The 24,013-nt window shown below is 63.2% G+C and carries 22 protein-coding genes; 9 read left to right on the top strand and 13 right to left on the bottom strand.

Annotated elements, in window-relative coordinates; translation table 11 throughout:
* From BSY16_RS09960 to BSY16_RS32605, 3 genes are all read left to right on the top strand, one after another.
* Positions 1–1,317 carry an HlyD family type I secretion periplasmic adaptor subunit gene (locus BSY16_RS09960; RefSeq protein ID WP_210187391.1) on the top strand — a complete coding sequence of 439 codons (1,317 nt, stop codon included), beginning with the start codon at positions 1–3 and terminating at the stop codon, positions 1,315–1,317.
* Between the two features lie 66 nt (positions 1,318–1,383).
* A complete protein-coding gene (locus tag BSY16_RS32380; RefSeq protein ID WP_171902358.1) occupies positions 1,384–1,521 on the top strand; it encodes a hypothetical protein in 138 nt (45 codons plus the stop codon).
* A gap of 202 nt (positions 1,522–1,723) precedes the next feature.
* Positions 1,724–4,513, top strand: coding sequence for a patatin-like phospholipase family protein (locus BSY16_RS32605; RefSeq protein WP_210187406.1), 2,790 nt, complete (start codon positions 1,724–1,726; stop codon positions 4,511–4,513).
* 142 nt (positions 4,514–4,655) lie between these two features.
* On the opposite strand, the gene cysN is transcribed toward BSY16_RS32605, so the two are convergent.
* Genes cysN through BSY16_RS09940 form a run of 3 tightly spaced genes read right to left on the bottom strand, consistent with a single transcriptional unit; the run spans position 4,656 to position 7,899 of the window.
* Complete coding sequence (gene cysN / locus BSY16_RS09950) at positions 4,656–6,146, bottom strand: sulfate adenylyltransferase subunit CysN (RefSeq protein ID WP_069059514.1); 1,491 nt, start codon at positions 6,144–6,146, stop codon at positions 4,656–4,658.
* Between the two features lies 1 nt (position 6,147).
* The gene (cysD, locus tag BSY16_RS09945) at positions 6,148–7,101 is read right to left on the bottom strand and encodes a sulfate adenylyltransferase subunit CysD (RefSeq protein WP_069059513.1); all 954 of its coding nucleotides are present in this window, start codon (positions 7,099–7,101) and stop codon (positions 6,148–6,150) included.
* Between the two features lie 45 nt (positions 7,102–7,146).
* Positions 7,147–7,899, bottom strand: coding sequence for a phosphoadenylyl-sulfate reductase (locus tag BSY16_RS09940; RefSeq protein WP_069059512.1), 753 nt, complete (start codon positions 7,897–7,899; stop codon positions 7,147–7,149).
* Between the two features lie 266 nt (positions 7,900–8,165).
* Here BSY16_RS09940 and BSY16_RS09935 point away from each other — a divergent pair, with 266 nt between their 5' ends.
* A complete protein-coding gene (locus BSY16_RS09935; protein WP_150129920.1) occupies positions 8,166–9,284 on the top strand; it encodes a calcium-binding protein in 1,119 nt (372 codons plus the stop codon).
* 63 nt (positions 9,285–9,347) lie between these two features.
* Here BSY16_RS09935 and BSY16_RS09930 read toward each other — a convergent pair whose 3' ends face one another.
* From BSY16_RS09930 to betI, 5 genes are all read right to left on the bottom strand, one after another.
* Positions 9,348–9,626, bottom strand: a complete 279-nt coding sequence (locus BSY16_RS09930) for a hypothetical protein (RefSeq protein WP_069059511.1) — start codon at positions 9,624–9,626, stop codon at positions 9,348–9,350.
* 63 nt (positions 9,627–9,689) lie between these two features.
* Positions 9,690–11,345, bottom strand: a complete 1,656-nt coding sequence (gene betA, locus BSY16_RS09925) for a choline dehydrogenase (protein ID WP_069061472.1) — start codon at positions 11,343–11,345, stop codon at positions 9,690–9,692.
* 149 nt (positions 11,346–11,494) lie between these two features.
* A complete protein-coding gene (betB, locus tag BSY16_RS09920; RefSeq protein WP_069059510.1) occupies positions 11,495–12,958 on the bottom strand; it encodes a betaine-aldehyde dehydrogenase in 1,464 nt (487 codons plus the stop codon).
* Between the two features lies 1 nt (position 12,959).
* Entirely contained in the window at positions 12,960–14,489 is a 1,530-nt protein-coding gene (gene betC, locus BSY16_RS09915) for a choline-sulfatase (protein WP_069059509.1), read from the bottom strand.
* Positions 14,490–14,545: 56 nt separating this feature from the next.
* Positions 14,546–15,202 carry a transcriptional regulator BetI gene (gene betI / locus BSY16_RS09910; protein WP_069059508.1) on the bottom strand — a complete coding sequence of 219 codons (657 nt, stop codon included), beginning with the start codon at positions 15,200–15,202 and terminating at the stop codon, positions 14,546–14,548.
* 149 nt (positions 15,203–15,351) lie between these two features.
* Here betI and BSY16_RS09905 point away from each other — a divergent pair, with 149 nt between their 5' ends.
* The 4 genes from BSY16_RS09905 to BSY16_RS09890 all read left to right on the top strand — a co-directional run bounded on the left by BSY16_RS09905 (position 15,352) and on the right by BSY16_RS09890 (position 18,670).
* Positions 15,352–15,900, top strand: coding sequence for an HdeD family acid-resistance protein (locus BSY16_RS09905; protein ID WP_069059507.1), 549 nt, complete (start codon positions 15,352–15,354; stop codon positions 15,898–15,900).
* A gap of 9 nt (positions 15,901–15,909) precedes the next feature.
* The gene (crcB, locus tag BSY16_RS09900; protein ID WP_069059506.1) at positions 15,910–16,299 is read left to right on the top strand and encodes a fluoride efflux transporter CrcB; all 390 of its coding nucleotides are present in this window, start codon (positions 15,910–15,912) and stop codon (positions 16,297–16,299) included.
* Entirely contained in the window at positions 16,296–16,733 is a 438-nt protein-coding gene (locus BSY16_RS09895; RefSeq protein WP_069059505.1) for an EamA family transporter, read from the top strand. The genes crcB and BSY16_RS09895 overlap by 4 nt, the downstream gene beginning before the upstream one ends.
* 122 nt (positions 16,734–16,855) lie before the next feature.
* Positions 16,856–18,670, top strand: a complete 1,815-nt coding sequence (locus BSY16_RS09890; RefSeq protein WP_069059504.1) for a GGDEF domain-containing protein — start codon at positions 16,856–16,858, stop codon at positions 18,668–18,670.
* Between the two features lie 144 nt (positions 18,671–18,814).
* Here the strand turns inward: BSY16_RS09890 and BSY16_RS09885 are convergent, their stop codons facing one another.
* Positions 18,815–19,075: a DUF1344 domain-containing protein gene (locus tag BSY16_RS09885; RefSeq protein WP_069059503.1), complete on the bottom strand. Its 261-nt coding sequence runs from the start codon at positions 19,073–19,075 to the stop codon at positions 18,815–18,817.
* A gap of 325 nt (positions 19,076–19,400) precedes the next feature.
* On the opposite strand from BSY16_RS09885, the gene BSY16_RS09880 reads away from it, so the two are divergent.
* Positions 19,401–20,402, top strand: coding sequence for an NAD(P)H-quinone oxidoreductase (locus BSY16_RS09880; protein ID WP_069061471.1), 1,002 nt, complete (start codon positions 19,401–19,403; stop codon positions 20,400–20,402).
* A gap of 5 nt (positions 20,403–20,407) precedes the next feature.
* Here BSY16_RS09880 and BSY16_RS09875 read toward each other — a convergent pair whose 3' ends face one another.
* The 4 genes from BSY16_RS09875 to BSY16_RS09860 all read right to left on the bottom strand — a co-directional run bounded on the left by BSY16_RS09875 (position 20,408) and on the right by BSY16_RS09860 (position 23,992).
* Positions 20,408–21,340 (bottom strand): sensor domain-containing diguanylate cyclase, encoded by a 933-nt coding sequence (locus BSY16_RS09875; RefSeq protein WP_069059502.1) that lies wholly within the window; start codon positions 21,338–21,340, stop codon positions 20,408–20,410.
* Between the two features lie 156 nt (positions 21,341–21,496).
* A complete protein-coding gene (locus BSY16_RS09870; protein WP_069059501.1) occupies positions 21,497–22,933 on the bottom strand; it encodes an MFS transporter in 1,437 nt (478 codons plus the stop codon).
* 144 nt (positions 22,934–23,077) lie between these two features.
* On the bottom strand, positions 23,078–23,404 hold the full coding sequence (locus BSY16_RS09865) for a hypothetical protein (protein WP_069059500.1): 327 nt from the start codon (positions 23,402–23,404) through the stop codon (positions 23,078–23,080).
* Between the two features lie 129 nt (positions 23,405–23,533).
* Positions 23,534–23,992: a carboxymuconolactone decarboxylase family protein gene (locus tag BSY16_RS09860; protein ID WP_069059499.1), complete on the bottom strand. Its 459-nt coding sequence runs from the start codon at positions 23,990–23,992 to the stop codon at positions 23,534–23,536.
* Between the last annotated feature and the right edge of the window lie 21 nt (positions 23,993–24,013).

The following is a 24,013-nucleotide window of genomic DNA, read 5'->3' as shown; positions in this document are numbered from 1 at the left end:
ATGAACCGCGAAACGGGTAAGATGGAAAAGAAGTGGACCAATAGCGGCTACGCGATCGCCGGCTATGCGACGGTCTTCGTGCTGCTCGGCGGCATGGGCGCCTGGGCGGCGCTGACGCGCATCAATGGCGCGGTGGTTTCCGCCGGCGTTATCGAAGTCGCCAGCAACCGCCAGGTCGTACAGCACCTGACGGGCGGCGTCGTCGGTGAAATCCGCATGAAGGAAGGCGATACGGTCAAGGCCGGCGATGTGCTGATGCGGCTTGACGATACGTTCGATCGCTCCGAGCTCGCCGTCATCGAAGGCCAGCTCTTCAGCCTGCTCGGCACCGAGGCGCGACTGAAGGCCGAGCAGGACGACAAGACCGAGATCACCTTCGATCCCGACCTGTTGAAGGCCGTGGCCACCAATCCGGACGCCGCCGAAATCGTCACCGGCCAGAAGCGGCTGATGACGGCGCGCGCCGAAACACGCGACAAGCAGGCTGCCCAGCTTCAGGAGAAGAAGGCGCAGATCGCCAAGCAGAACGAGGGTCTCCAGGGCCGCATTACCGCGCTGGAAACCCAGTTGAAGCTGATCAGCAAGGAACTCGAGGCGCAAAACAAGCTGCTCGCCCAGTCGCTGACCAATGCCAGCCGCGTGCTCGCCCTTCAGCGCGAGGAAGCGGAAATCCGCGGCACGATCAGCCAGGCCCGCTCCAACATCGCGGAAAACACCGGCCGCGTCGCCGAAATCGAGATCGCGATCCTCAACATCCACTCCACCGTGCGCGAAGAGGCGACGACGACCCTGCGCGAAGTCGAGGCGAAGGTCGCCGAGCTCAAGGAACGGCGCAACGCCAAGTTCGAGACGCTGAGCCGCATGGATATCACCGCGCCGATGTCCGGCGTCGTGCTCGGCTTGCAGGTCCACGCGCTGCGCTCGGTCATCCGTCCGGCTGATCCGCTGCTCTACATCATCCCGCAGGAGCAGAATCTCGTCATCTCGACGCAGATCTCGCCGACGCAGATCGACCAGGTGCATGTCGGCCAGGTCGCGCATATCCGCTTCGGCGCCTTCGACCATCGCAACACACCGGAAATTTTCGGCCACGTGACGAAGGTCGCCGCCGACGTGCTCGCCGACCAGCGCACCGGCGCGACCTACTACAAGGCGGAAATCAAGCCGGATGCCGGCGAAATGATCAAGCTCGGCGACAAGCATGTCATGCCCGGCATGCCGGTCGAGACCTTCATCCAGACCGCCGAGCGCTCGCCGCTCGAATATCTTGTAAAGCCGCTTGCCGACTACTTCGCCAAGGCTTTTCGCGAGCGCTAGACCGCTGGATTCTACCGGCTTGCAAGGATCAAGGGGCGCTTCGGCGCCCTTTATCATGGCCTGCTGATGGAACAATTTGCCCGCCCGGACATTCTCCTTTCCGACAATCAACGAAAGGAAACTTCAATGGCTCGGGCTTTGATTCTTTGGCTGATGGGTGTGCCGATCTTCGTCGTGCTGCTGCTCTGGTACTTCTTCTTCTGAGTGGCATTTGAAACGACAAACGTCTGAAAAGGGGCCGTGGCACGGCCCCTTTTTTGCGTGTCCTGCACGGCGATGCCCCGTCGAGCGTTACCCGTCTGTCGATGGGCATCTCGATTTTTTAGGTATTTCTTAATTCCCTATACTCAACCGCCCTTTCATGCAGTATTTTGCAATTTATAGGCGATCTTGGGTGGGGGCGATCATGCAGGACGAGAGCAATGAGCTGCCGGATCACAGCAAGTTTGATGGCGTCAAGGCGGCCGAATACGACATCATCCTGAAACGTCGCACCGGCGGTTGGGGCAGCGGCGTTGGAAAGCTGGATACGTATGGGGCGCCGGAAGACCTCTTCGGGGTCGCCCTTTCCGGTGGCGGCATCCGCTCGGCGAGTTTCTGCCTTGGTGTTCTGCAAGCGCTGAAGGCCCGGGGCCTCATCCCGCGCATTGACTATCTCTCGACGGTTTCGGGCGGCGGCTATATCGGCGCCAGCATGGTGGCAGCGATGAGCCGTGCCGGTACCGAGGGGCAGTTCCCCTTTGCCGTGACGGATGAGGCTAGTGGGCCGAGTCCTGCCAACGGTTCCGCCCGTGCAGCCGCGAGCAGCGACGATGTGCGCGACAGCGAGCCGGTCAGCCATATTCGCGATCACAGCCGCTATCTCATTCCCCATGGCATGGGCGACATACTCCCTTCGCTGGCGATCGTTTTCCGGGGGCTCGCCGTCAACGCTTTCCTTGTGCTTGCACTGCTTTTGCCGCTCGCGACGGTCACGGTCATCGCCAACCCGACCGCGCAGGATTTGCCGCGCAGCATTTTCTACCAGATCGCGGCCTTCCTGTGGACCGGGGAGCGGGCGACATGCACGGCGCCAGGAGGCTGGTGTGGATTTCCCTTCGTGGTGACTGTCGCGTTGGTGGCTGTGACCTTCCTCTATCTTCTTGGCTGGGGGCTTTGGCGGTCCCTGCCGGAACGGCACGGCATCAAGGGGAAAATGAGTGACCGCGAGGTTAGTTCGCGCGGAACGTGGCTTTCCGGCGTGCTGATGACGTTGACGCTGTCGGTCTTCCTGGCCGAAGCGCAGGGCCCGATCCTCGCCTTCCTGCGCGACTACCTGATGCGGCAGGAGGAGGGGCACACGACCCTTCCGACGATCGCGACGGTGCTTACCGCATTCGTCGTGATGACGGCGAGCTTGCGGGCAACGCTGGTCGACTGGATCCAGAAGGCGATGAAGGACGCGACGATCGCGGTGAAATTGCGCGCCATCGCTTCGAAAGGTGCTCTCGTGGCGGCGGGGCTGATCGTGCCGTTGCTGCTCTACGCGGCGTTCCTGGCGCTCTCGCTGTGGGGGATCGCGGATCGGGTCGAATTCACCCGTGGCCAGTACTCGCTCAGCCCTGACTTCCTGTTTTACCAATCTCTGGTGCCTGTGCTTAGCGTCGTGGCCGGTCTCCTTCTCTGCTGGGAGATATGGGTCTTCCTTTTGCGCGCGCAGGGACTGGCCACGCTGGCGACACTTTTTCGCCTGATGGCGGAGAACAAACGCAAGGCCTTGAAGGGTGCGCTGGTCCTCGCCGCGATCGCGGCGTTTCTGGTTGCCGCCGCCATCGCGACACGGGGAAGCGGCGGCTACGGCATGGTCACGATATACCTGCTCGCCACGGCGATCGTGCTGATGCTGACGATCAATTTCTCCGAAAATGCCAATGGCCTGCACAGGCTCTATCGCGAGCGGCTGAGTACGGCCTTCCGCCTGGGTAAGAACCTCCAGCGCACCAGTTCCCTCAGGCTTACCCGGATCAATGGGAAAAAAGCGCCCTATCTGTTGATCAATACGACGTTGAACGCGCGTCAGCGTTCCGACGACAAGCGGGATCCGCAATTCGCCCAGGTCCCGAAAGGCGATCGCCGCAGTCTCGCCGAGCCGGACCCGGTCAAGCGGGGGCGCAATGCGGAGTTCTTCCTGTTTTCCCGCAACTTCGTCGGCAGCGACCTGACGGGCTACGTTTCGACGCGCCGAATGGAGCAGAAGGTGCGGCAGCTCGATCTCGCGACTGCTGTCGCCATTTCCGGCGCTGCCGTATCGTCCAGCATGGGGCGCGTGCAGATCGGCCTGTTGCGGCCGACCTTGGCGCTGCTGAACCTGCGGCTTGGCTATTGGATGCTGAACCCGCGCTTTATGAAAGCGGAGCCAGTTGTCGCGACGGAGGACGCGACCCCACCGTCGAGGAGGCCTTGGTACTATTTCGGGCTTGGTTCTCCGCCCGAGGCAAAGAAAGTCAAAGCTGCGCCGACGGAGACGCGGTGGTACGATTTTCTGCGCGCCTATCTAGTGGCGGAATCCTTCGGACTGCTGTCGGGCGACGCGGCCAAGGTTTACCTGACCGATGGCGGCCATATCGACAATATCGGCCTCTATCAGCTTCTCAAGCGCAAGTGCCGGGTCATCATCGTGGCTGACGCGGAGGCTGATCCGGCGATGACCTTCGGTGCGCTTGTCGATGCCGAGCGTTTCGCGCGCATCGATCTCGGCGTGCGCATCGATATCAAATGGCAGCCGGTGCGCGTCGCGGCCCTCAGCCGCAATGCAAGCCGCGAGCAATATATCCCGGAGGCGTCGCCTGCCCACGACTGCCATTTCGCAATCGGTGAGATCGACTACGGCGCGGATGAGAAGGGTGTCCTGCTCTACATCAAGGCGACGGCCACGGGCGACGAACCGGATTATGTTCTCGACTATGAGCGCCGCTTCCCCGCCTTCCCGCACGAGACCACCGGCGACCAGTTCTTTTCGGAAGAGCAGATGGAAGCCTATCGCGCCCTCGGCTTTCACGCGGCCTGGCGCGCGCTTGCTGAACCCGACCCGAAAAAGCCATCGGCGCCACGGCCCGAGGAAGTGGTGCGGCTGCTTAGGGATTTGAAGAAGCGGCTCGGCATAGCACCGCCTCCACCTGTCATTGATGATGATGGTGCTCTGCCGGGAACGGCTTAGGGAATTGGTATCGCCGCGAATGATGCGCGATACACGATCCCGATGCCTAAACGGTCGCGGCGCCCTGTGAGGGCGCCGCAACGGTAGATCAATTCGGTTCCGCGTCTCTCCAAGGCGTGGAGAGGCGGCGGATGCCGCCATCCTATTCGTCGAGATCGGCGAGGATTTCCGCCGCGCGGCCGGCGCTGGTGTGGCGCACGTCCACATCCTGGCGACGGTTCGCGAACAGTTCTGTCGCCATCAGCTTTTCGGCGAGGTCGGCGGGCAGCGACAGCAGCACGCGCTGGTCATCCTTGTGGATGCCACCGAGTTCCGAGCGACGGCCCGTGATCATGCCGCCGGCCACCGTGTTGTTGGTGTCGGGGTCGATCAGGATGAAAGCGCCGGTCGTGCGGTTCTGCTCGTAGGTGTCGAAGATCGCCTGCTCGTCGAAGGTGAGATGCACCTTGCCGATGCCGTTCATGTCCAGCCGTTCGGCGGCATTCCACTTCGAGGTCTTGAGGTCGAGCTGGCTGATCGGCTCGATGCTGACGCGCTGGCGGCGCGAACCGCTCTTCAGCCAGTAGCGCTTGCCGGGGTCGATGCCTTCAGCTTGGAGCGCGACGAGCTGCGCGTCAAAGCCGCGACCGGTCATTGGCTGGCTGTCGATGGCAACGATCATGTCGCCGCGCGACACGTCAACCTGGCGGTCGAGCACCAGCGTGATGGCATCACCCGCGACGGCGGCGTTGCGCACTAGGTCGAAAGTGACGATCTTGGTGACATTGGCGACCATGCCGGACGGCAGGATGACGACAGAATCGCCCGGCTTCACCGAGCCGCCGGCAACCGTGCCCTGATAACCACGGAAGCTTTCGCCCGGACGTGAGACGCGCTGCACCGGCAGGCGGAAGCCGACCGTCTGGTTGGAACGGGTCGTCGCCTTTTCCAGCGTCTCGACGAGGGTGGGGCCGTCATACCAGGGCATGGACGCGCGGCCGTCATAGACGACGTTCTCGCCCTTCAGCGCCGACATCGGGATCGCGGTGATCTGCTTGACGCCGAGCGTCAGCGCAAATTCCTTGAAGTCATGCGTGATCTGCTCGAAGCCGGCGCGGTCGTAGTTCGTCAGGTCGATCTTGTTGATGGCAAGCACGAACTGGCGGATGCCCATCAGCGAGGCTATGGTCGCATGGCGGCGAGTCTGTTCGAGAATGCCGGCGCGGGCATCGATCAGAAGCACGGCAAGGTCCGCCGTGGAAGCGCCGGTTGCCATGTTGCGGGTATACTGTTCGTGGCCGGGCGTATCGGCGACGATGAAGGAACGGCGGTCCGTCGAGAAGTAGCGATAGGCGACATCGATCGTGATGCCCTGTTCGCGTTCGGCCTGCAGGCCGTCGAGCAGCAGCGCGAAGTCGGGCAGGCCGAGATCGTTCTGCTTGCCGGAACTGTCGCGCTGGAGCGTCGCGGCCTGGTCTTCCTTGACGGCCTTGGTGTCCCAGAGCAGGCGGCCGATCAGCGTCGACTTGCCGTCGTCGACCGAGCCGCAGGTGATGAGGCGAAGCGGGCGGGAATCGCGGATCGCGCGAGCCTGATCAAGGGCTGGTTCTTCGAGCGGAAGAATTTCAGCGATTGCAGTAGCGGAAACGGTCATCTCAGAAATACCCTTCGCGTTTCTTCTTTTCCATGGAGCCGGACTGGTCGCGGTCGATCGCGCGGCCCTGGCGTTCGGAGACGGTGGCGGTCTCCAGCTCGGCGATGATGTCGTCGAGCGTCGTTGCCTGCGAGCGGATGGCGCCGGTCAGCGGGAAGCAGCCGAGCGTGCGGAAGCGGATGACGCCTTCCTGCTTCACTTCATCGGGCAGCAGTTCGAGGCGCGGGTCCTCGGCCAGGATCATCATGCCGTCGCGCTCGACGAAGGGGCGCTTTTCCGCGAGGTAGAGCGGCACGATCGGGATGTCCTCGGCCTGGATGTAGCGCCAGATATCGACCTCGGTCCAGTTGGAGAGCGGGAAGGCGCGCACGCTTTCACCTTGGCGGATCATGCCGTTATAGACGTTCCACAGTTCCGGGCGCTGGTTGCGTGGGTCCCAGCGATGGTCCGGCGTGCGGAAGGAGTAGATGCGCTCCTTGGCGCGCGAGGCTTCCTCGTCGCGCCGTGCGCCGCCGAAGGCCGCGTCATACTTGCCGGCGTCGAGCGCCTGGCGCAGCGCCTCGGTCTTCATGATGTCGGTGTAGCGCGACGAGCCGTGCGTGAACGGGGTGACGTTCTCGCTTGCACCGCGCGGATTGATATATTCGATGAGGTCGAGATCGTAGTCCGCGACGACCTTGTTGCGGAAGGCGATCATTTCGCCGAACTTCCAGCCTGTGTTGACATGCAGCAGCGGGAAGGGCACACGGCCGGGATAGAAGGCCTTGCGCGCGAGGTGCAGCAAGACAGACGAATCCTTGCCCACGGAATAGAGCATCACCGGCCGTTCGAACTCGGCGGCGACCTCTCGGAAGATATGGATGGCTTCGTTTTCCAGCGCCTTCAGATGCGGATCGAGCGGCGGCTTGTGCGGTGCGTTCTGCTTCGCTTCCGTTTCGTGACGGATATCGGACATTTAAACTCTACTCCGGATGGGTCGCCTTGGGAGGGCTTGTGTGGATCAGGCCGCGCTTGGGGCCGGGATGGGGGAAGCGGCGGTTTCAGGAACGTGGAGACCACATTCGCGCTTCTCGTCGTTCTCCCACCACCAGCGGCCGGCGCGCTCTGGCTCGCCCGGCTTGATGGCCCGCGTACAGGGCTCACAGCCGATCGAGGGATAGCCGCGCGTGTGCATCGGGTTCACCGGCACGGCATGGTCGGCGACATAGGCCTTGATGCGGTCGATGTCCCAATCCGCCAGCGGATTGATCTTGATGAGGTTGCGCTCCGCATCGAACTCCGCGAACGGCGTGTCGGCACGGTTGCCGGACTGGCCGCGGCGCAGGCCGGTGACCCAGAAGGATGCCCCTTCAAGTGCGCGCGCAAGCGGCTTCAGCTTGCGCACGCCACAACAGGCGTGGCGCGCTTCGACGCTGTCGTAGAAGCCATTGAGGCCGTACTTCGCCGCATAGGCGTCGATATCATCCTGGTCAGGCACGTAGCGGGTGATGGTCATGCCGTACTGGCTTTCGGTCTCGTCGATGAGATCGACTGTCTCCTTGAAGAGCCGGCCGGTCTCCAGCGTGACGACGTCAATCGCCAGGCGCTCGGTGCCGATCGCCGCGGTGATGACTTGGTCCTCGATGCCGAGGCTGGTGGTAAAGACGGCGCGCCCGCCAAGCTCGGCCACAAGCGCAAGGCGCCCGGCAAGCCCGAGGCTGGCGAGTTGGTCATTAAGGGCCTGCGCGGTCCCGTTTCCGGTGAGAGCAGTCATTCCGTTCCATGCCTTTGCGAGAATTGGCCAGATTATTGCAGGCTTGTCCGGTCGCGGACAGCAAAACGGATTTCCAAAGCGCAAGGATGGGGAGCAAATATCTCTCCATCTTGCCGTTCGGGCAGAAATCCTGCCGCCCGACCCTGCGCCCAAAAAACTCCAAGACGGCCGCCGAAAAAACTTGACAGAAAAAATCAGATTTAATAGCTGAGTATTGTATTCAAGTTTAAGCGTGAGCTGCGGTTCACAGGGGAAGGGTTGGGCAAATGGCCATTACAATCAACGCAAACGACGCCAACAAGGACGGCAAGGGCATCAACTTCGCCGCCTTCCTGGCAAACTACGACAAGACCTTCACCCGCGCAGGCTACGGCGGCTTCAACAGCACCGACCCGATGGCGATGAGCGGCACGCAATACACGACCAGCGACGCCAGTAAGTTTGGTGTTGTCCTGTCCTCCGGCAAGACGGCCTGGAACTACAACTTCGCGACCCACAAGATCACCGGCTCGCTGAACACGGTCGAATTCGGCAGCAACATCGCTCTCGACAGCACGACCAGCACCTTCAAGCTCACGTCCGACGTCAAGATCACGGGTCTCGGCGTTACTGACACGGCGCTCGGTGGCCAGATTCTGAGCGACCTGATGGGCGGCAAGTCGACGACCACTGGAGCGACCGCCGGCCTCGTGAAGATCCTGAGCGCCAATTCGATCGTCTTCAACGGCAGCACCGGTTCTGATTCCTTTAGCGGCTATGCCAAGGACGACACGCTGTCGGGCGGCAACGGCAATGACGCGCTCTACGGCAATGGCGGCAATGACACACTGCGTGGCGGCAACGGCAATGACGCCCTTTATGGCGATGCCGGCAATGACAAGCTCTACGGCGATGCGGGCAACGACAAACTCTATGGCGGCGCAGGCGACGACGCGCTCGCCGGTGGCGATGGCAAGGACACGCTGAACGGCGGCGCCGGCAACGATGCGCTGCGTGGCGGCAACGACGACGACTTCCTTTTTGGCTACGCAGGCAATGACAAGCTCTATGGCGATGCCGGCAACGACAGGCTGGAAGGCGGTGCAGGCAACGATACGCTTGACGGCGGTCTCGGCAACGACATCCTTTCCGGCGGCGTTGGCGCAGATACCTTCATCATCAAGTCAGGCCAGGGTAGCGACCGGATCACCGATTTCGAAGCTGGCAAGTCTGGCCTGGATGTCATTCAGCTCAACAAGGCCGTCCTGAAGAACTTCGCCGACGTCCTCAGCCACGCTTCGGAGACACGAGCGGGCGACGTGGTCATCAAGTACGGCGCCGACACGATCACCCTTGAGGGCGTCTCGAAGGCCGAGTTGCACACCAGCGACTTCCTCTTCGTCTAAGCTGCCTAGACCTCCAGGCGTGCTTGAAAGCCGGGCGAGAGCCCGGCTTTTTTGTTGGAAGATTTAGGTCGTGCTGCGCTCCGGATGCGGCACGAGCCTGCCCCAGTGTGTGTCCCAGAGATCGTCCTCATCGACGATGACGAGGTTACGTGGGTTGAGGTCTTCCCCGATCATCTGCCTAGCGCCGGCAAGTGCCTCCTCGACGGGAAGAGGGATGGTGTCGCGCGCCCGCACCGGGTCGGTGATGAAGGCGCAGGGACCGGTGACACCGTGGATCACGGTGACGACGAGGTCGGTCTCCTTGCTGACGTCGTGGCGCGAGACCTTTTTGTAGATGGTCATGGGGGTTTCCTTCGAGGCGATTGCCCGCCTCAACCCCTTGCAACCATTATGGTTCCGAAGTTTTTATCGGTCGCTGACCGCAGCGCGCGGGTTCGTCCACGGCTCCTGGTTGGAGCGCGCGAGCGGTTGCCTGCCAAGGATGTGGTCGGCAGCCTTCTCGCCGGTCATGATCGACGGCGCGTTGAGGTTGCCATAGGTCACATGCGGGAAGATCGAACTGTCGGCAACGCGCAGGCCATCGACGCCAATAACGCGGGTTTCCGGATCGACCACCGCCATCGGATCGTCCGCGGCACCCATGCGGCAGGTGCCGCAGGGATGGTAGGCGCTTTCCAGATGCTCGCGCAGGAACGCGTCGATCTGGTCGTCCGTCTCGATCGCCGCGCCTGGCTGGATTTCCGGCCCGCGGAACTCGTCGAAGGCCTGCTGACCGAAGATTTCGCGGGTGAGGCGCACGCAGTGGCGGAACTTGATCCAGTCTTCCTCGTGGCTCATGTAGTTGAAACGGATCAACGGATCGGCCGCAGGATCCGCGGAGCGCAGCGTCACGCTGCCGCGCGACTTCGACAGGTTGTAGCCGACATGCGCCTGGAAGCCATGGCTCTTGGCCGCCGCCTTGCCGTCATAGGAAATGGCGACCGGCAGGAAGTGGTACTGGATGTCCGGCTGTTTCACGCCGGGCGCGGAGCGCAGGAAGGCGCAGGCCTCGAACTGGTTGGAAGCGCCCAGCCCACCCTTCGAGAGCAGCCATTGCGCACCCGCCACGCCCTGCCAGAACCACGGCAGCCAGGAATAGAGCGAGACCGGCTTGGTGGAGATCTGCTGGAAGTAGAATTCCATATGGTCCTGAAGATTGGCGCCGACGCCCGGCCGGTCGACCTTCACGTCGATGCCCATCTCCTTCAGGTGCGCGGCCGGGCCGATACCGGACAGCATCAAAAGCTTCGGAGAGTTGAAGGAGGAGGCCGAGACGATCACCTCGCGGTTCGCCTTCACCACTTCGATCACGCCGTTGCGCTCGATCTCGACGCCGACCGCCCGGCCGTTTTCGATGACGATCTTCCGCGCGAAGCAGCGCACCAGCGAGACGTTCGGCCGCTTCATGGCGGGGCGAAGATAGGCATTGGCCGCCGACCAGCGCCGGCCGTTGTGAATCGTCTGCTCCATCAGGCCGAAACCTTCCTGCTTGGAGCCGTTATAGTCGTCGGTCACCTCGAAGCCGGCCTGCTTGCCGGCCTGGAGGAAGGCATGGAAGAGGGGATTGCTCACCGGCCCGCGCTGCACATGCAGCGGCCCGTCCGTGCCACGCCAGCCACTCTCGCCGCCATGCGAGGTTTCCAGGCGCTTGTAATAGGGCAGCACGTCCGCATAGGCCCAGCCGCGCGCGCCAAGCTCTTCCCAACGGTTGAAGTCCTCCGCGTGGCCGCGCACATAGACCAACCCGTTGATCGACGACGACCCGCCGATCACCTTTCCGCGCGGCGCGGTGATGCGCCGGTTGTTGAGGTTCGGCTCGGGCTCGGAGAGATAACCCCAGTTGTAGCGCTTCATGCTCATCGGCCAGGCAAGTGCTGCCGGCATCTGGATGAACGGCCCGATATCCGACCCGCCATATTCCAGCACCATGACCGTATGCTTGCCGTCCTCCGACAGGCGGTAGGCAATCGCCGAGCCGGCCGAACCGGAACCGATGATGATGTAGTCTGCTGCGTTCTGCATGGCGGTCCCCGGCCAGGTTGACATTCTTTACCCTCCCCTTGGGCGGGCGGCAGGCAGTGCCGGGGTGAGGTGATCCGCAACGTCACGGCGTTATCACCCCCACCCGCGCGTGCCGCGCGACCTCCCCCCTCAAGGGGGAGGTAAAACCCTCAATACGGCGCCTCGACCTTGCCCATCGACACATAAACCGTCTTCAGCTCCGAATAATGCTCCAGCGCTGCCAACGAGTTTTCCCGCCCGAAGCCCGACTGCTTGGAGCCGCCGAAGGGGATTTCCACGGGGGCGAGGTTATAGGTGTTGATCCACAGCGTGCCGGCTTCGAGCTGGTCGACGACGCGGTGGGCGCGGGTGATGTCTGAAGTGAAGACTCCTCCGGAGAGGCCGAATTCGGTGGCGTTGCCGCGCGCGATCACCTCGTCCTCATGGTCGAAGTCGAGCACGCACATGACGGGTCCGAAGATTTCTTCGCGTGCGATGGTCATGTCGTCGGTGACGTCGGCAAAGACGGTCGGCTGGATGTAGTAGCCATCGCCCGAAACGTCGTTCGGAATGCCGCCGCCGGTGATGAGCGTGGCACCCTCGGCCTTGCCCTTCTCGATATAGTCCAGAACCTTGTCGCGCTGCGCCTTCGAGACCATCGGTCCGAGCTGTGTCGCTTCTTCCATCGGGTCGCCGATCAGGATTTTCTCCGTGCGTGCCTTCAGACGGGTGAGGAACGTGTCCTTGATGCCCTTCTGCACGAAGACGCGGGTGCCGTTCGAGCAGACCTGGCCCGTCGAATAGAAATTGCCGAGCATGGCGCCGCCAATGGCGCTTTCGAGGTCGGCGTCGTCGAAGACGATGAGCGGCGACTTGCCGCCGAGTTCCATCGTGACATGCTTGAGGTCGGAGGCGGCTGCACCCGCCACCTTCTTGCCCGTCGGCACGGAGCCGGTGAGCGAGACCTTGGCGACATCCGGATGATTGACGAGCAGCGGCCCGGTCGCACGATCCCCCTGGATGACGTTGTAGAGCCCCTTCGGCAGCCCGGCCTCATGCAGGATTTCGGCGATCTTCAACGCGCCGAGCGGCGTGTTTTCCGATGGCTTGAACACCATGGCATTGCCGCAGATGAGGGCAGGGGCGCCCTTCCAGCAGGCGATCTGCTGCGGATAGTTCCACGCGCCGATGCCGACGCAGACCCCGAGCGGCACGCGCTTGGTGAAGGCGAAATCCTGGCCGAGTGGGATATAATCGCCGTTGAGGCCGGCTGCCGCGATGCCGCCGAAGAACTCGAAGGCATCGGCGCCCGAGGTCGGGTCGGCGATGATCGTCTCCTGGATCGGCTTGCCGGTATCGAGCGTTTCGAGCTCCGAAAGCTCGCGGTTCCTCTCGCGCATGATGTCGGCTGCGCGCTTCAGGATACGCCCACGCGCCGTGGGGCTCATCGCGGCCCATTCCTTCTGCGCGCGCTTGGCCGATGCGATGGCCTTCTCGACGATATCAGGCGTTGCCGCATGCAGCCTGGCGATCACCTCGCCGGTGGCAGGGTAAAGGCTCTCGAAGGGCGTGCCGGCGGCATCCTCGACATACTCGCCATCGATGAAGTGCGAGGCTTTCGGTTGGGCTCTCATCTTATTCTCCCCGCGGGTAACGTTTGGATTCCTCGAGATTGTCGAGGTTCATGTGGTTGCGCATGTAGCGTTCGGAGGCCTTCTGCAGCGGCTGGTGGTCCCATGGATAATAGGCACCGTTCCGCAGCGCCTCATAGACCACCCAGCGCCGCGCCTGGCTTTCACGCACGGCGGCGTCGAACTCCGCCATGTCCCAGCGCGCCTCGCGCATCTGTCTAAAGGCCTCCAGCGTCGCCTTGATGACCGGATTGTCCGAGGTCGCCAGATTGCTGAGTTCCAGCGGATCGGCATCGAGGTCGTAGAGTTGCTCCGGGTCGAGTTCGCAGTGAATGTATTTCCACTTCCCCTCGCGGATGCCGACGATCGGCGCATAGGAGGCCTCTGCCGCATATTCCATCAGCACGGGCGAGATGCGCTCGGCGCCGTTGATGATCGGCAGGAGGCTCTCGCCGTCCGTCCACGGCATGACGTCTTCCATGGAGATGCCGGCGAGGTCGCAGAGTGTCGGCGTGACGTCGAGGTTGGAGGAGGGGGCGAGGTGCAGGCCGGGGGTGACGCCGGGGCCTGATATCATCAGCGGCACGCGGGCCGAGCCCTCGAAAAAATTCATCTTGAACCACAGGCCGCGCTCGCCGAGCATGTCGCCATGGTCCGAGCAGAACAGGATCAGCGTCTCGTCCAGCATGCGCGTGCGCGTCAGCGTATCGATGAGTTCGCCGACCTTTTCGTCGAGATAGGAGATGTTGGCGAAATAGGCCTGGCGGGAGCGGCGCACGTCCTCGCCGCTGATCGCGAAGCCGGCATAGTCGCAGGAGTGCAGGATGCGCGCCGAATGCGAATCCTGCTCTTCCAGCATGCCGACCTCGGGCATCAGGTGTTCGCAATCCTCGTAGAGGTCCCAGAATTTCCGGCGTGCCACATAGGGGTCGTGCGGGTGGGTGAAGGAGACGGCGAGGCTCCACGGCCGGCGATAGATATCGTCATTGTCACGCGACAGCTGATAGAGCTTCTGATTGGCGAGGAAGGCGACCTCGTCGTCATATTCCATCTGGTTGGTGATCTCGGCGACACCTGCGCCCTTCACCGAACCCATATTGTGGTACCACCAGTCGATGCGTTCACCCGGCTTGCGGTAGTCCGGCGTCCAGCCGAAATCCGCCGGGTAGATATCCGTCGTCAGCCGCTCCTCGAAACCGTGCAACTGGTCCGGCCCGACGAAATGCATCTTGCCGGACAGTGCCGTGTAGTAGCCGGCACGGCGCAGGTGATGCGCGAAGGTCGGGATGGAGGAGACGTATTCCGCCGCATTGTCATAGACCCGCGTACGGCTCGGCAGTTGCCCGGCCATGAAGGAGGCGCGGGCGGGCGCGCAGAGCGGCGAGGAGGTATAGTTGTTGCGAAAGCGCGCCGAGCGCGCGGCGAGCGCCTTGATATGCGGCGCATGCAGCCAGTCCGCCGGGCCATCCGGGAAAAATTTCCCGTTGAGCTGGTCGACCATGATGATCAGGATGTTCGGCTTGCTGGCGGTCACGGACGGATCCTTGGAACGAAATCAGACTTGGCGTTTGGCAGATTTTACCGCTCCCTTTAGGGGGGAGGTCGCCGCGAAGCGGCGAGTGGGGGCGATCCTGCGACAGCGCTTGGCGTATCGCCCCGACCCGCATTGGCAGCGGCCAGCTGGGCCGTCACATAGCCCTCCGTCAACGCAATCGACGACTCGATGCTGACCGGCGCGGATTTCAGCCCCTGCCGGAGATACAGGCCGTCGATCATCGCGGCTGCACCGTCGGCAATATCCGACGCGATCCCGGCCGGGCAGAGCTGCCTGAGGCTCGACAGCAGGTTGGAATTCAACCGCCGTGCATAGACGACGAGCAGGCGGCGCACTTCTTCCGAGCGCTGCGCCTCCGAATAGAAGGCGAGCCACGCAGCCACCGTCTCCGGTGCGAACTGGTGCGCCTGGAAATTCACCCGGATGACCGCCGACAGCTTTTCGCGCGGCGTCGTGGCCGCCTTGAGGGCCGCAACCGCGTCCGTGCGCAGCTGGCGCAACAGGCTGCGGATCGTCTCGATGACGAGCTGTTCCTTGGAGCCGAAATAGTGGTGGGCAAGCGCTGGCGATACACCGGCATGGCGGGCGATCTCCGACATGGTGACGGTCAGCGAGCCATGGTCGCCGACCGCCCTCAGCGTCGCGTCCACCAGCGCCTTGCGGCGCACCGGCTCCATTCCAACCTTCGGCATGTCGGTTCCTCACTCTCGGGCCAGCGTATTTTTAATTGAGTGATCAATCAATAAAAATCTTTCGCCTTTTGCCGCACAATCAGATGTCGCGAAGGTGATGCTTTTCGTGTTAGCGTGGTCTTGTTTTCATTCATTTTTCGAGGTGAAACATGGTCCTCTCTCCCGGAATGAACCCTCTCTCCGAGGTTCGCGCCAAATGGGGCTGGTTCGTCGCCCTTGGCGCCGTCCTGCTGGTTTTCGGCGGCATCGCCGCGGCCAACCTGTTCATCGCGACGGTCGCCTCGGTATATTATGTCGGCATGCTGATGATCGTCGGCGGCGCGGTGCATCTGGCTCACGCCTTCCAGGTCAAGGCGTGGCGGGAGACCATCGCCTGGGCGCTGAGCGCGCTGCTTTATCTCGCGGCCGGCGTGCTGGCCTTCGTCAATCCGGTGCTGACATCGGCCGTGCTCACCCTGCTGATGGCCGCGGCACTGCTCGTCGCCGGTGTCTTCCGCATCTTTGCCGCCTGGCGCGTCCGGCCGGAAAAGGGCTGGGGCTGGCTGATGGCGGGCGGTGTCGTTACCGCGCTCGCCGGCGTGGTCTTCCTGCTCGGCTGGCCGGTCAACAGCCTGTGGCTGCTCGGCCTCTTCCTCGCCTTCGACCTCGCCATGCAGGGCTGGGCGCTGATCGCCTTCGGCCTGGCGCTGCGCAAGTAGCCGACGGCCATGGGTTACCTGATCGTCTTTCTCGGGGCCGGCATCGGCGGTGCCGGCCGCCATGGCGTGAATGTGTTGGCCATGCGGCTGTTCGGCCCGGCCTTTCCCGTCGGCACGCTCGTCATCAACGTCTTCGGCTGCCTGCTGATGGGGTTGATCGCCGGTTTCTTCGCCTTTCGCGGGCACCTGCCGCAGGAGGCGCGGCTGTTCCTGACGACCGGTATCCTCGGCGGCTTCACCACCTTCTCCGCCTTTTCGCTTGATGCGGCGCTGCTCTGGGAGCGCGGCGAGGTGGGGCTTGCCGCGCTTTATGTCGGCGCCTCGGTGATCCTGTCGCTCGTCGCCGTGGCGGCGGGGCTTGCGCTATCGCGCCTTATGCTCGCAGGAGGTGCACTGTGAAGGCGCTTTTGACGTCCTGGCAGGTCTGGGCGCTCGGCTCCGCCGTCTTCGCCGCGCTGACGGCGATCTTCGCCAAGATCGGCATTGCCGAGGTCAACTCCGATTTCGCCACCTTCGTGCGCACCGTGGTGATCCTGCTGGCGCTGGCCCTCATGCTGACGCTTGCCGGCAACTGGCAGGCGCCCGGTTCCGTGCCGGCAAGGAGCTGGATTTTCCTCGTTCTCTCGGGTTTGGCGACCGGCGCGTCCTGGCTCTGCTATTTTCGCGCCTTGCAGATCGGCAAGGCCGCGCAGGTCGCTCCCGTCGACAAGCTCAGTGTCGTGCTCGTCGCGGTCTTTGCCGTTCTGTTTCTCGGCGAGCAGCTTTCGACGGCCCATTGGCTCGCCGTCGCGATGATCGGCGGCGGTGCCCTGCTGCTCGCTTTGCCTATATGAGGCGCTTCTTTTTCAACTCCTTGTAGTCATTGAAGTTTCATCGAACTGTCACATTACGGAAACGGATTTTTCAGCTCTCGCAGGCGAGACTTCGCGGCAAAGTTCACGCCCCGGAGTGCCCTATGTCCGCCGCCGAATTGCTAGCGCTTCGCCGTTTTGGAGATGGCGAGATCGTCACCCTCGCCAAGCTGGTGATCGAAACGGCCTTCCAGCCGATCGTCGAGGCTGCCACCGGCGCGGTGTTCGGCTACGAATCGCTGATGCGCGGCTTCGACCGCCTCGGTTTCCGCTCGCCGCTCGACCTGATCGACCGGGCGCATGAGGCAGGCCAGCTTCTGGCGCTGGAGCATATGGTCAACAGCCGCGCGATTGCCGCCTTCGCGGCCCTGCCGGATTTTCGCTCGCGCACGCTGTTCATCAATCTCGATTCCCGCCTCGTGCCGGAGGGTGCGGACCTCGTCGAGCGGCTTGCCGGTCATCTTGGCCGCGCCGGCATTCCGGCGTCCTCGATCTGCTTTGAGATTTCCGAGCGCTTCGACAACGATACGCTGCCGGATTTCGCCATCCTGGTCCGCAAGCTGCGCCTTGCCGGTTTCAAGCTCGCCATCGACGATTTCGGCGTCGGCCATAACGGGCTGAAATTGCTCTGCGATCATCAGGTCGACTATCTCAAGATCGATCGCCATTTTATCTCCGGCATGGAGTCCGATGCGCGAAAACGCCATCTGGTGCGCAACACGGTCAACGCCGCCCATGTGTTGGGCATCCGCGTCATCGCGGAAGGCGTGGAGAGTGAGGCGGAATTCGTCGCCTGCCGTGAGGCCGGCTGCGATCTGGTGCAGGGCTGGTTCGTCTCCCGGCCCGTCACCGATTTTTCCACGCTGAGCCCGGTCTACCCGCAGGTCACCCGCGCCGGCGGCATCCGTCGCAATTCCCGCACGCTGGACAGCATCCTCATCCGCCGCGAGATCGAGCAGGTCGCGGTGCTGCGCGAGAACGAAAGCCTGGAATCGGTCTTCGAGTTCTTCCGCCGCGATCCCAAGCGCACCTTCTTCCCGGTGCTCAACGCCAATGACGAGCCGCGCGGCATCCTGCACGAATACCATGTGAAGGAGCTGAGCTATCACCCGTTCGGCCGTGACTTGCTGAAGAACAAGCTCTACCAGAAGACCCTCTCGCATTTCGTCACGACGGCGCCGATCGCCGATCTCGACACGCCGGCCGAGCAGCTGCTCGACGTCTTCACCGGCATGGGCGGCAATGAATGTGTGATCATGACGGAGAACCTGCGTTATGCCGGCATTCTGTCCGCCTCGTCGCTCCTGAAGATCATCAACGAGAAGCGGCTGAAGACGGCGGAGGACCAGAACCCGCTGACCGGCCTTCCCGGCAACCGCTCGATCCGCGACTACCTGCAGGACAAGGCGCTCGACGGCGACGAGCTGCGCTGCCTGTGCTACTTCGATTTCGACAATTTCAAGCCGTTCAACGATCTCTACGGCTTTCACAAGGGCGACCTCGCGCTCTCGATGTTCGCCTCGCTGATGCGCCGCGAATTCATTGGTGACGATGTTTTCATCGGCCATGTCGGCGGCGATGATTTTTTTGCCGGCATCTGCAACCGGCCGGTCGAGGCGGTGCGGGAGATTCTGGAGCGCCTGCTTGCCGATTTCGCCCGCGAGGTGCGCTCGCTCTACTCGCCGGAGGATCGTCTTGCCGGGGAAATCCGCGGGCGCGACCGCGCCGGCAATGCGACGCGTTTCCCGTTGATGCGCTGCTCTGCCGTGGCTCTGGTCGTGCCGGAGGGCGAGGTGATCGGCGAGGCGGGGCAGATCAGCAGCCGGATCGCCGCCTTGAAGGCGGATGCCAAGGGAAGCGACGGGGGGCTCGTGCTGTCCTCGACATCCGCCGGAGCGCAGCCCGTGGCTGCGCCGTAGAGCAATTCCAGCAAAAGTGCGCGGCGGTTTTGCATTTGGAATTGCGCGAAAACAAAAGGGTATGAGCGTTTTCGCAATTCGAAGAAATGCGGAAATGCTTTCGTCAAAGGAGGCGGGCTCGTCGAAACCCGCCCCCCAGCCACATCAGCGAAGGATTTTTACGGTCTTCGCCTGGTGGTTCTTGCCGGACATGTCAAAGGAGACGGATACCTTCTCGCCAGTCTTCAGTCCGGGATCGTGGAACCCCTTGGGAAGCTGGAAGGTGGTGCCGTCATTGAGCGTCAGAGACATCGACGCCTTGTTATAGTCCTTGACCGTCCCGGTCGCCATTTGGGGGGCGGCCAGCGCAAGAGCCGGTGTGGTGAGAACGGTGACGATGGCAAGATTGGAAAGAAGAACACGCATTTGTGTCGTCCTGGATTGGCCCCGGGCGGGGCACAAAGAAGCCGTCCGGGAGACGTCGCGTCGCGGTCTTGGGGGATGACCGCCGGCGCTCCCCGGCTTCGGAATGAAAGCTAGGCCCGGAAAAATCCGTTTTCAAATTAACAAGATTTAATTCTTGCCGTCCTGAAACGGGCGGAATTTCAGTGGTTTGCGGCAAAAAAGGGGCAACGTTTCCATGGTCGCAAATGTCGCAGGCACGGGCGGAACCGATTCAAATGGTTCGCGCTTTAGGCTAGAATCATCGAAAGAGGTTGCGCGCCACAAACGCGCCCGGGAGGCCAAAGCCATGACAGTTCCATCGTCCATGCTCTATGTCGGGCTCAGCGAACACGGCGGCCCGGATAATCTGGCGGTCGCCGAGGGCAGGACGCCTCAGCCCCGCAGCGGGGAACTTCTGGTGCGCGTCGAGGCGGCGGGCATCAACCGGCCGGACGTGCTGCAGCGCAAGGGCGATTATCCGCCGCCGCCGGATGCCAGCCCCATCCTCGGCCTGGAGATTGCCGGCGAGGTCGTCGCGATCGGCGACGATGTGACGGGCTACGAGATCGGCGACAAGGTCTGCGCGCTGGCGAATGGCGGCGGCTACGCACAATATTGCGCAGTGCCGGCGACCCAGGCGCTGCCCTTTCCGAAGGGCTTCGATGCCGTCAAGGCGGCGGCCCTGCCGGAGACCTTTTTCACCGTCTGGGCCAATCTCTTCATGATGGCCGGCCTGAAACCCGGCGAAAGCGTGCTGATCCACGGTGGCTCGAGCGGCATCGGCACGACGGCGATCCAGTTGGCCAGCGCCTTCGGCTCCCGCGTCTTTGCGACGGCCGGCACGTTGGAAAAATGCGACGCCTGCGTGGATCTCGGCGCCAGCTGTGCCATCAACTACCGCAGCGAGGATTTCTGCACCGTCATCGCGGAAGAAACCGGCAAGGCGGGCGTCGATGTCATCCTCGACATGATCGGTGCTGCCTATTTCGAGCGGAACCTGAAGTCGCTCGCCCGTGATGGGCGCCTGTCGATCATCGCCTTCCTCGGCGGCACCTTTGCCGAAAAGGTCAGCCTCGCCCCCATCCTGCAAAAGCGCCTGCATCTCATGGGCTCGGCCATGCGTCCGCGCACCGCGGTGGAAAAGCAGGCGATCCGCGACGAATTGCTGGAGAAGGTCTGGCCATTGCTGGAGGAGGGGCGCATCGCGCCGGTCATCCACGCGGTCATGCCATACAATGACGCCGCCGCCGGTCACCGCATGATGGAGCATGGCGATCACATCGGGAAGATCATGCTGACCTTCGACTGAGGTTCTCAGTCCGCCTGCTCGATGCGGTCGCGGCCGTGACGCTTGGCGCAATAAAGCGCCCGGTCGGCCCGCTCGAAAAGATCCTCCGCCGCCGTGTCGCAATATTCCGCGACACCGGCCGACATGGTGTAGGCGCAGTTGAGGTCCGCGCGGTTCTCCTCGCGGGCGATGTGGCGGCGTAGCCGCTCGATGGCGTTTACCGCTTCCTCGATGCCGGTTTCCGGCATCAGCACCAGGAATTCCTCGCCGCCGATGCGGGCAAAAACGTCGCCGCCGCGCAACTGCTGGCGCCCGGCGGCCGCGAAATGCTGGAGCACCTGGTCGCCTTTGCTATGGCCATAGCGGTCGTTGACCGACTTGAAATGGTCGAGGTCGATCAGGGCGAGTGACAGCGCAGTGCCGTCGCGCGCGGCACTGCGCATTTCCGCCGCGAGCCGCTCCATGCCGGCACGGCGGTTGAGGAGGCCGGTGAGGGGGTCCGTGTCGGCCGCACGCTGGGCGGCATCACGCGCCAGCTGCAACACCTGTTCGTTCGATTTCAGCATGGTGATGTCGGTGAAGACGTGCCACAGCCAGCCGCCGGGCAGCAGCGTCTCGTTGACCAGGAACCAGCGATCGTCGCTGGTGTCGATCTCGAAGGTGCGCTGCGGGCTGCTGCGCCGCTTTTTGCGCGCCATGTCGAGAAAATCCTCGATCGGCGTGTCGACCTTCGGGCCGGTGCTCGTCATGTGGCAGTTGCGCATGATCTCGGCGAAGGTGCGCGTGCCGGGCCGCACGTCGAACAGCGCCTTGAACGCCGTGGAACCGTAGGAAAGGTCGTCTTCCGGCGAAAACAGCGCGAAGGCGACGCCGGAGGCATCGAGCCCGGAAAGAATGAGGTCGGTCGTGGCCCGGTCGCGGATCAGCGTGAGCGGCAGGATCGCATCATTGTGCGCCATGCCGCTTTCGCCCGGGAGTCTCTGCCTGTTGCTGCGTCTCACGGACGGCATTCCTTCCCACGACAGAATCACCGAGACACGCCCGACGACAGGTGCCCTTTGTGGCAGAAGGCGGCGGCGTCGCAATCGAGACCGCCGGAAGCCGTTAACAAATCCTCAATGCCCCGCCGCAGTTTTGCCGACGGGAAGCCTGAGTGTCAGCAGGATCGCGAGCGCCGCCGGCAATGCAAGCAGCGAGTAGAGCCAGCGTGCCGCCGTCAGCGCCCCTTCGGTGCCGCCCGGTTCGATGAGCCCGGTGGAGTTGACGATGACACCCGCAAGGGCTGCCCCGAAGGCTGCGCCGAGCGCCTGCATGGTGGTGATCGCCGCCGAGGCCTTGTCCGTCTCGCCGGCGGGGGCGAGGCGCAGCACATGCGTGACGAGATGCGCCCAGCCCATGCCGATGCCGAAACCCATCAGGAAGATGAAGACGGTGGCGATGGTGAGCGGCAGGATGTCACTCTGCGGATTGTACCGCGCGAGCGTGACGACGAGCAGCGCCGTCGCCACCGCCAGGATCGCGGCACCCGCAAGGATGACCTGATTGGCCCGCCGCCCCTTGAGGCTTGCGGTGGTAAAGGCGGCGACCGTCCAGCCGAGCGCCAGAAGCGCCACGAGATAGCCGGAGACCAGCGGCGTCACGGCATGCAGCACCTGGAGGAAATAGGGAATGTAGACGTCCGAGCAGATCGTCACCAGCAACAGCAGCATGGTGAGATAGACGCGGGCGAGCGGCGAGGAGAGGCTGATCGTGCCGGCCGGCAGCAGGCGCGCCTCGGTATGCCGCTCGATCGTGATGGCGGTGATCACGCCGAGCACGGCGGCGGCGGCCAGGGCGCCGCGCAGGATCGGTGCCGTCACGGAGCTTGCGAAGGAGAGCAGCACGACGGCCGCCACCAGCAGCACGATCTGCGGGAAGGGTGTTTTTGTCGTCACCCGCTCGCCTTCGCCTGATGGCAGCAGTTTCGGCGCGGAAAGCGCCATCAGGATCGACAGCGGAACGAGCAGTGCAAAGGCCTCGCGCCAGGCGCTGCCGGCCGCAAAGATGCCGCCGATCGTCGGGCCGAGGAAGGTCGCGATGCCCCAGACCGCCGCATAGAGCGTCGATGCCGTGCTCCACAGCGGCTCCGGATAGACGAAGCGGATGAAGGCATAACCGAGGGCCACGAGAAAACCTGCGCCGAGCCCCTGGATCGCCCGGCCGATCAACACCGTCTCCATGGTCGGCGCGATGGCGCAGACGAGGCTGCCGATGCCGAACAGCACCGCGCCGAACACGTAGCAACGGTTGAGCGTCACGCTTTCCGGCCTGACCGCGACGAAGGTCGAGCCGAGCACGGAGGCCGCGACATAGATCGTCGTCGCCCAGGCAAACAGCGAAAGGCCGCCGATATCGCGCACGATCGAGGGCATCAGCGTCGCGGTAATATACGTCTCCACCGCATGCAGCATGATTCCGCCACCAAGCATCAGCGTGCCGAACAGATAGGCGCGGGAAAACAGGCTGGAAAGCCGCGGCGCGGCCTCCTTCGGGGTGATGACGCTCTCGGACATGAAAAGGGACCTTGGTATGCGAAAAGAGTATGGAACAGACGTCGCACGCCGGCGAATGGACTGCAAGCGGTGACTTTTGGGTGTGAAGAGGCGCGGTCAGATGGGCAAAGTCGCCCCGCAAGAGCGGGAGCAGACGGATGCGTGCTACATCAGATGCCCGGTCCACCAGCCGCGATCGCTCGACACCCTGATCAGGACCATGATCGCCGTTGCGATGATCCCGCCGATGAACAGCTTCGTGGCGTGCCGGACAAGGGCCGGTGAATCCGCCGTGGCTGCCGGCACCATCGGCTTGATAATGAAAAGCGCGACCATCACCAGAATGTCGGAGATGACCGAGACGAGGGGCCATGGTGGCATGGCGTATTCCGAGCCCGGGATAAACACGCGCCAGAGGCAACGGAAGATCAAGAAGCCGGAAACAAACGCAAGGACGACTGCTGCTCTGGATTGAGAACCCTGCTCGGCCATGCGTTGCTCGCCTCTGAAAGAGTTGCGGATATGAAAGCACGGTGTTGCTGAAACGGCAATCGTGGCAGTGGTGCTCGCCGGCCCCTTATCCGGCAGGGCAAGGGGCCGACGGGCTGGTGAGGGAGGGGCTTACGGGTTCCACTCCCCCGCGACCTGCCGGGTCGCGACGTTGAAGCGGTTCCACACATTGATCGAGGCGATCTCGACGACGAGGGCGGCGAGCGTCTTCTCATCATAGTGGCGGGCGGCCTCGTTCCAGATCGTATCCGGCACCGGCTCCTCGCGGTCGGCGATGCGCGTCAGCGCCTCGGTGAGCGCAAGGGCCGCCCGCTCCGCATCGGTGTAGAACGGTGCCTCGCGCCAGGCGGCGACCGAAAGGATGCGCCGGTCGGTCTCGCCGGCCTTCTTCATGATGCGCGGATGCAGGTCGACGCAGAAGCCGCAGCCATTGATCTGGCTGGCGCGCAGATGCACGAGATGAGCGGTCTTTTCTGGCAGGCCACTATCCTGCGCGACTGCCTGCAGCGACTGCATGGCGGTCATGACCTTCGGGAGAACGGCGACGATGTTGTTCATACGGGATTGCATTTTGACACTCCTTGCAATGAT

Origin of the sequence: Sinorhizobium sp. RAC02 (assembly GCF_001713395.1) — a bacterium.
Taxonomy (GTDB): domain Bacteria; phylum Pseudomonadota; class Alphaproteobacteria; order Rhizobiales; family Rhizobiaceae; genus Shinella.
The sequence above is the reverse complement of the archived record's forward strand: the minus strand, read 5'-3'. Positions and strand labels throughout refer to the sequence as shown.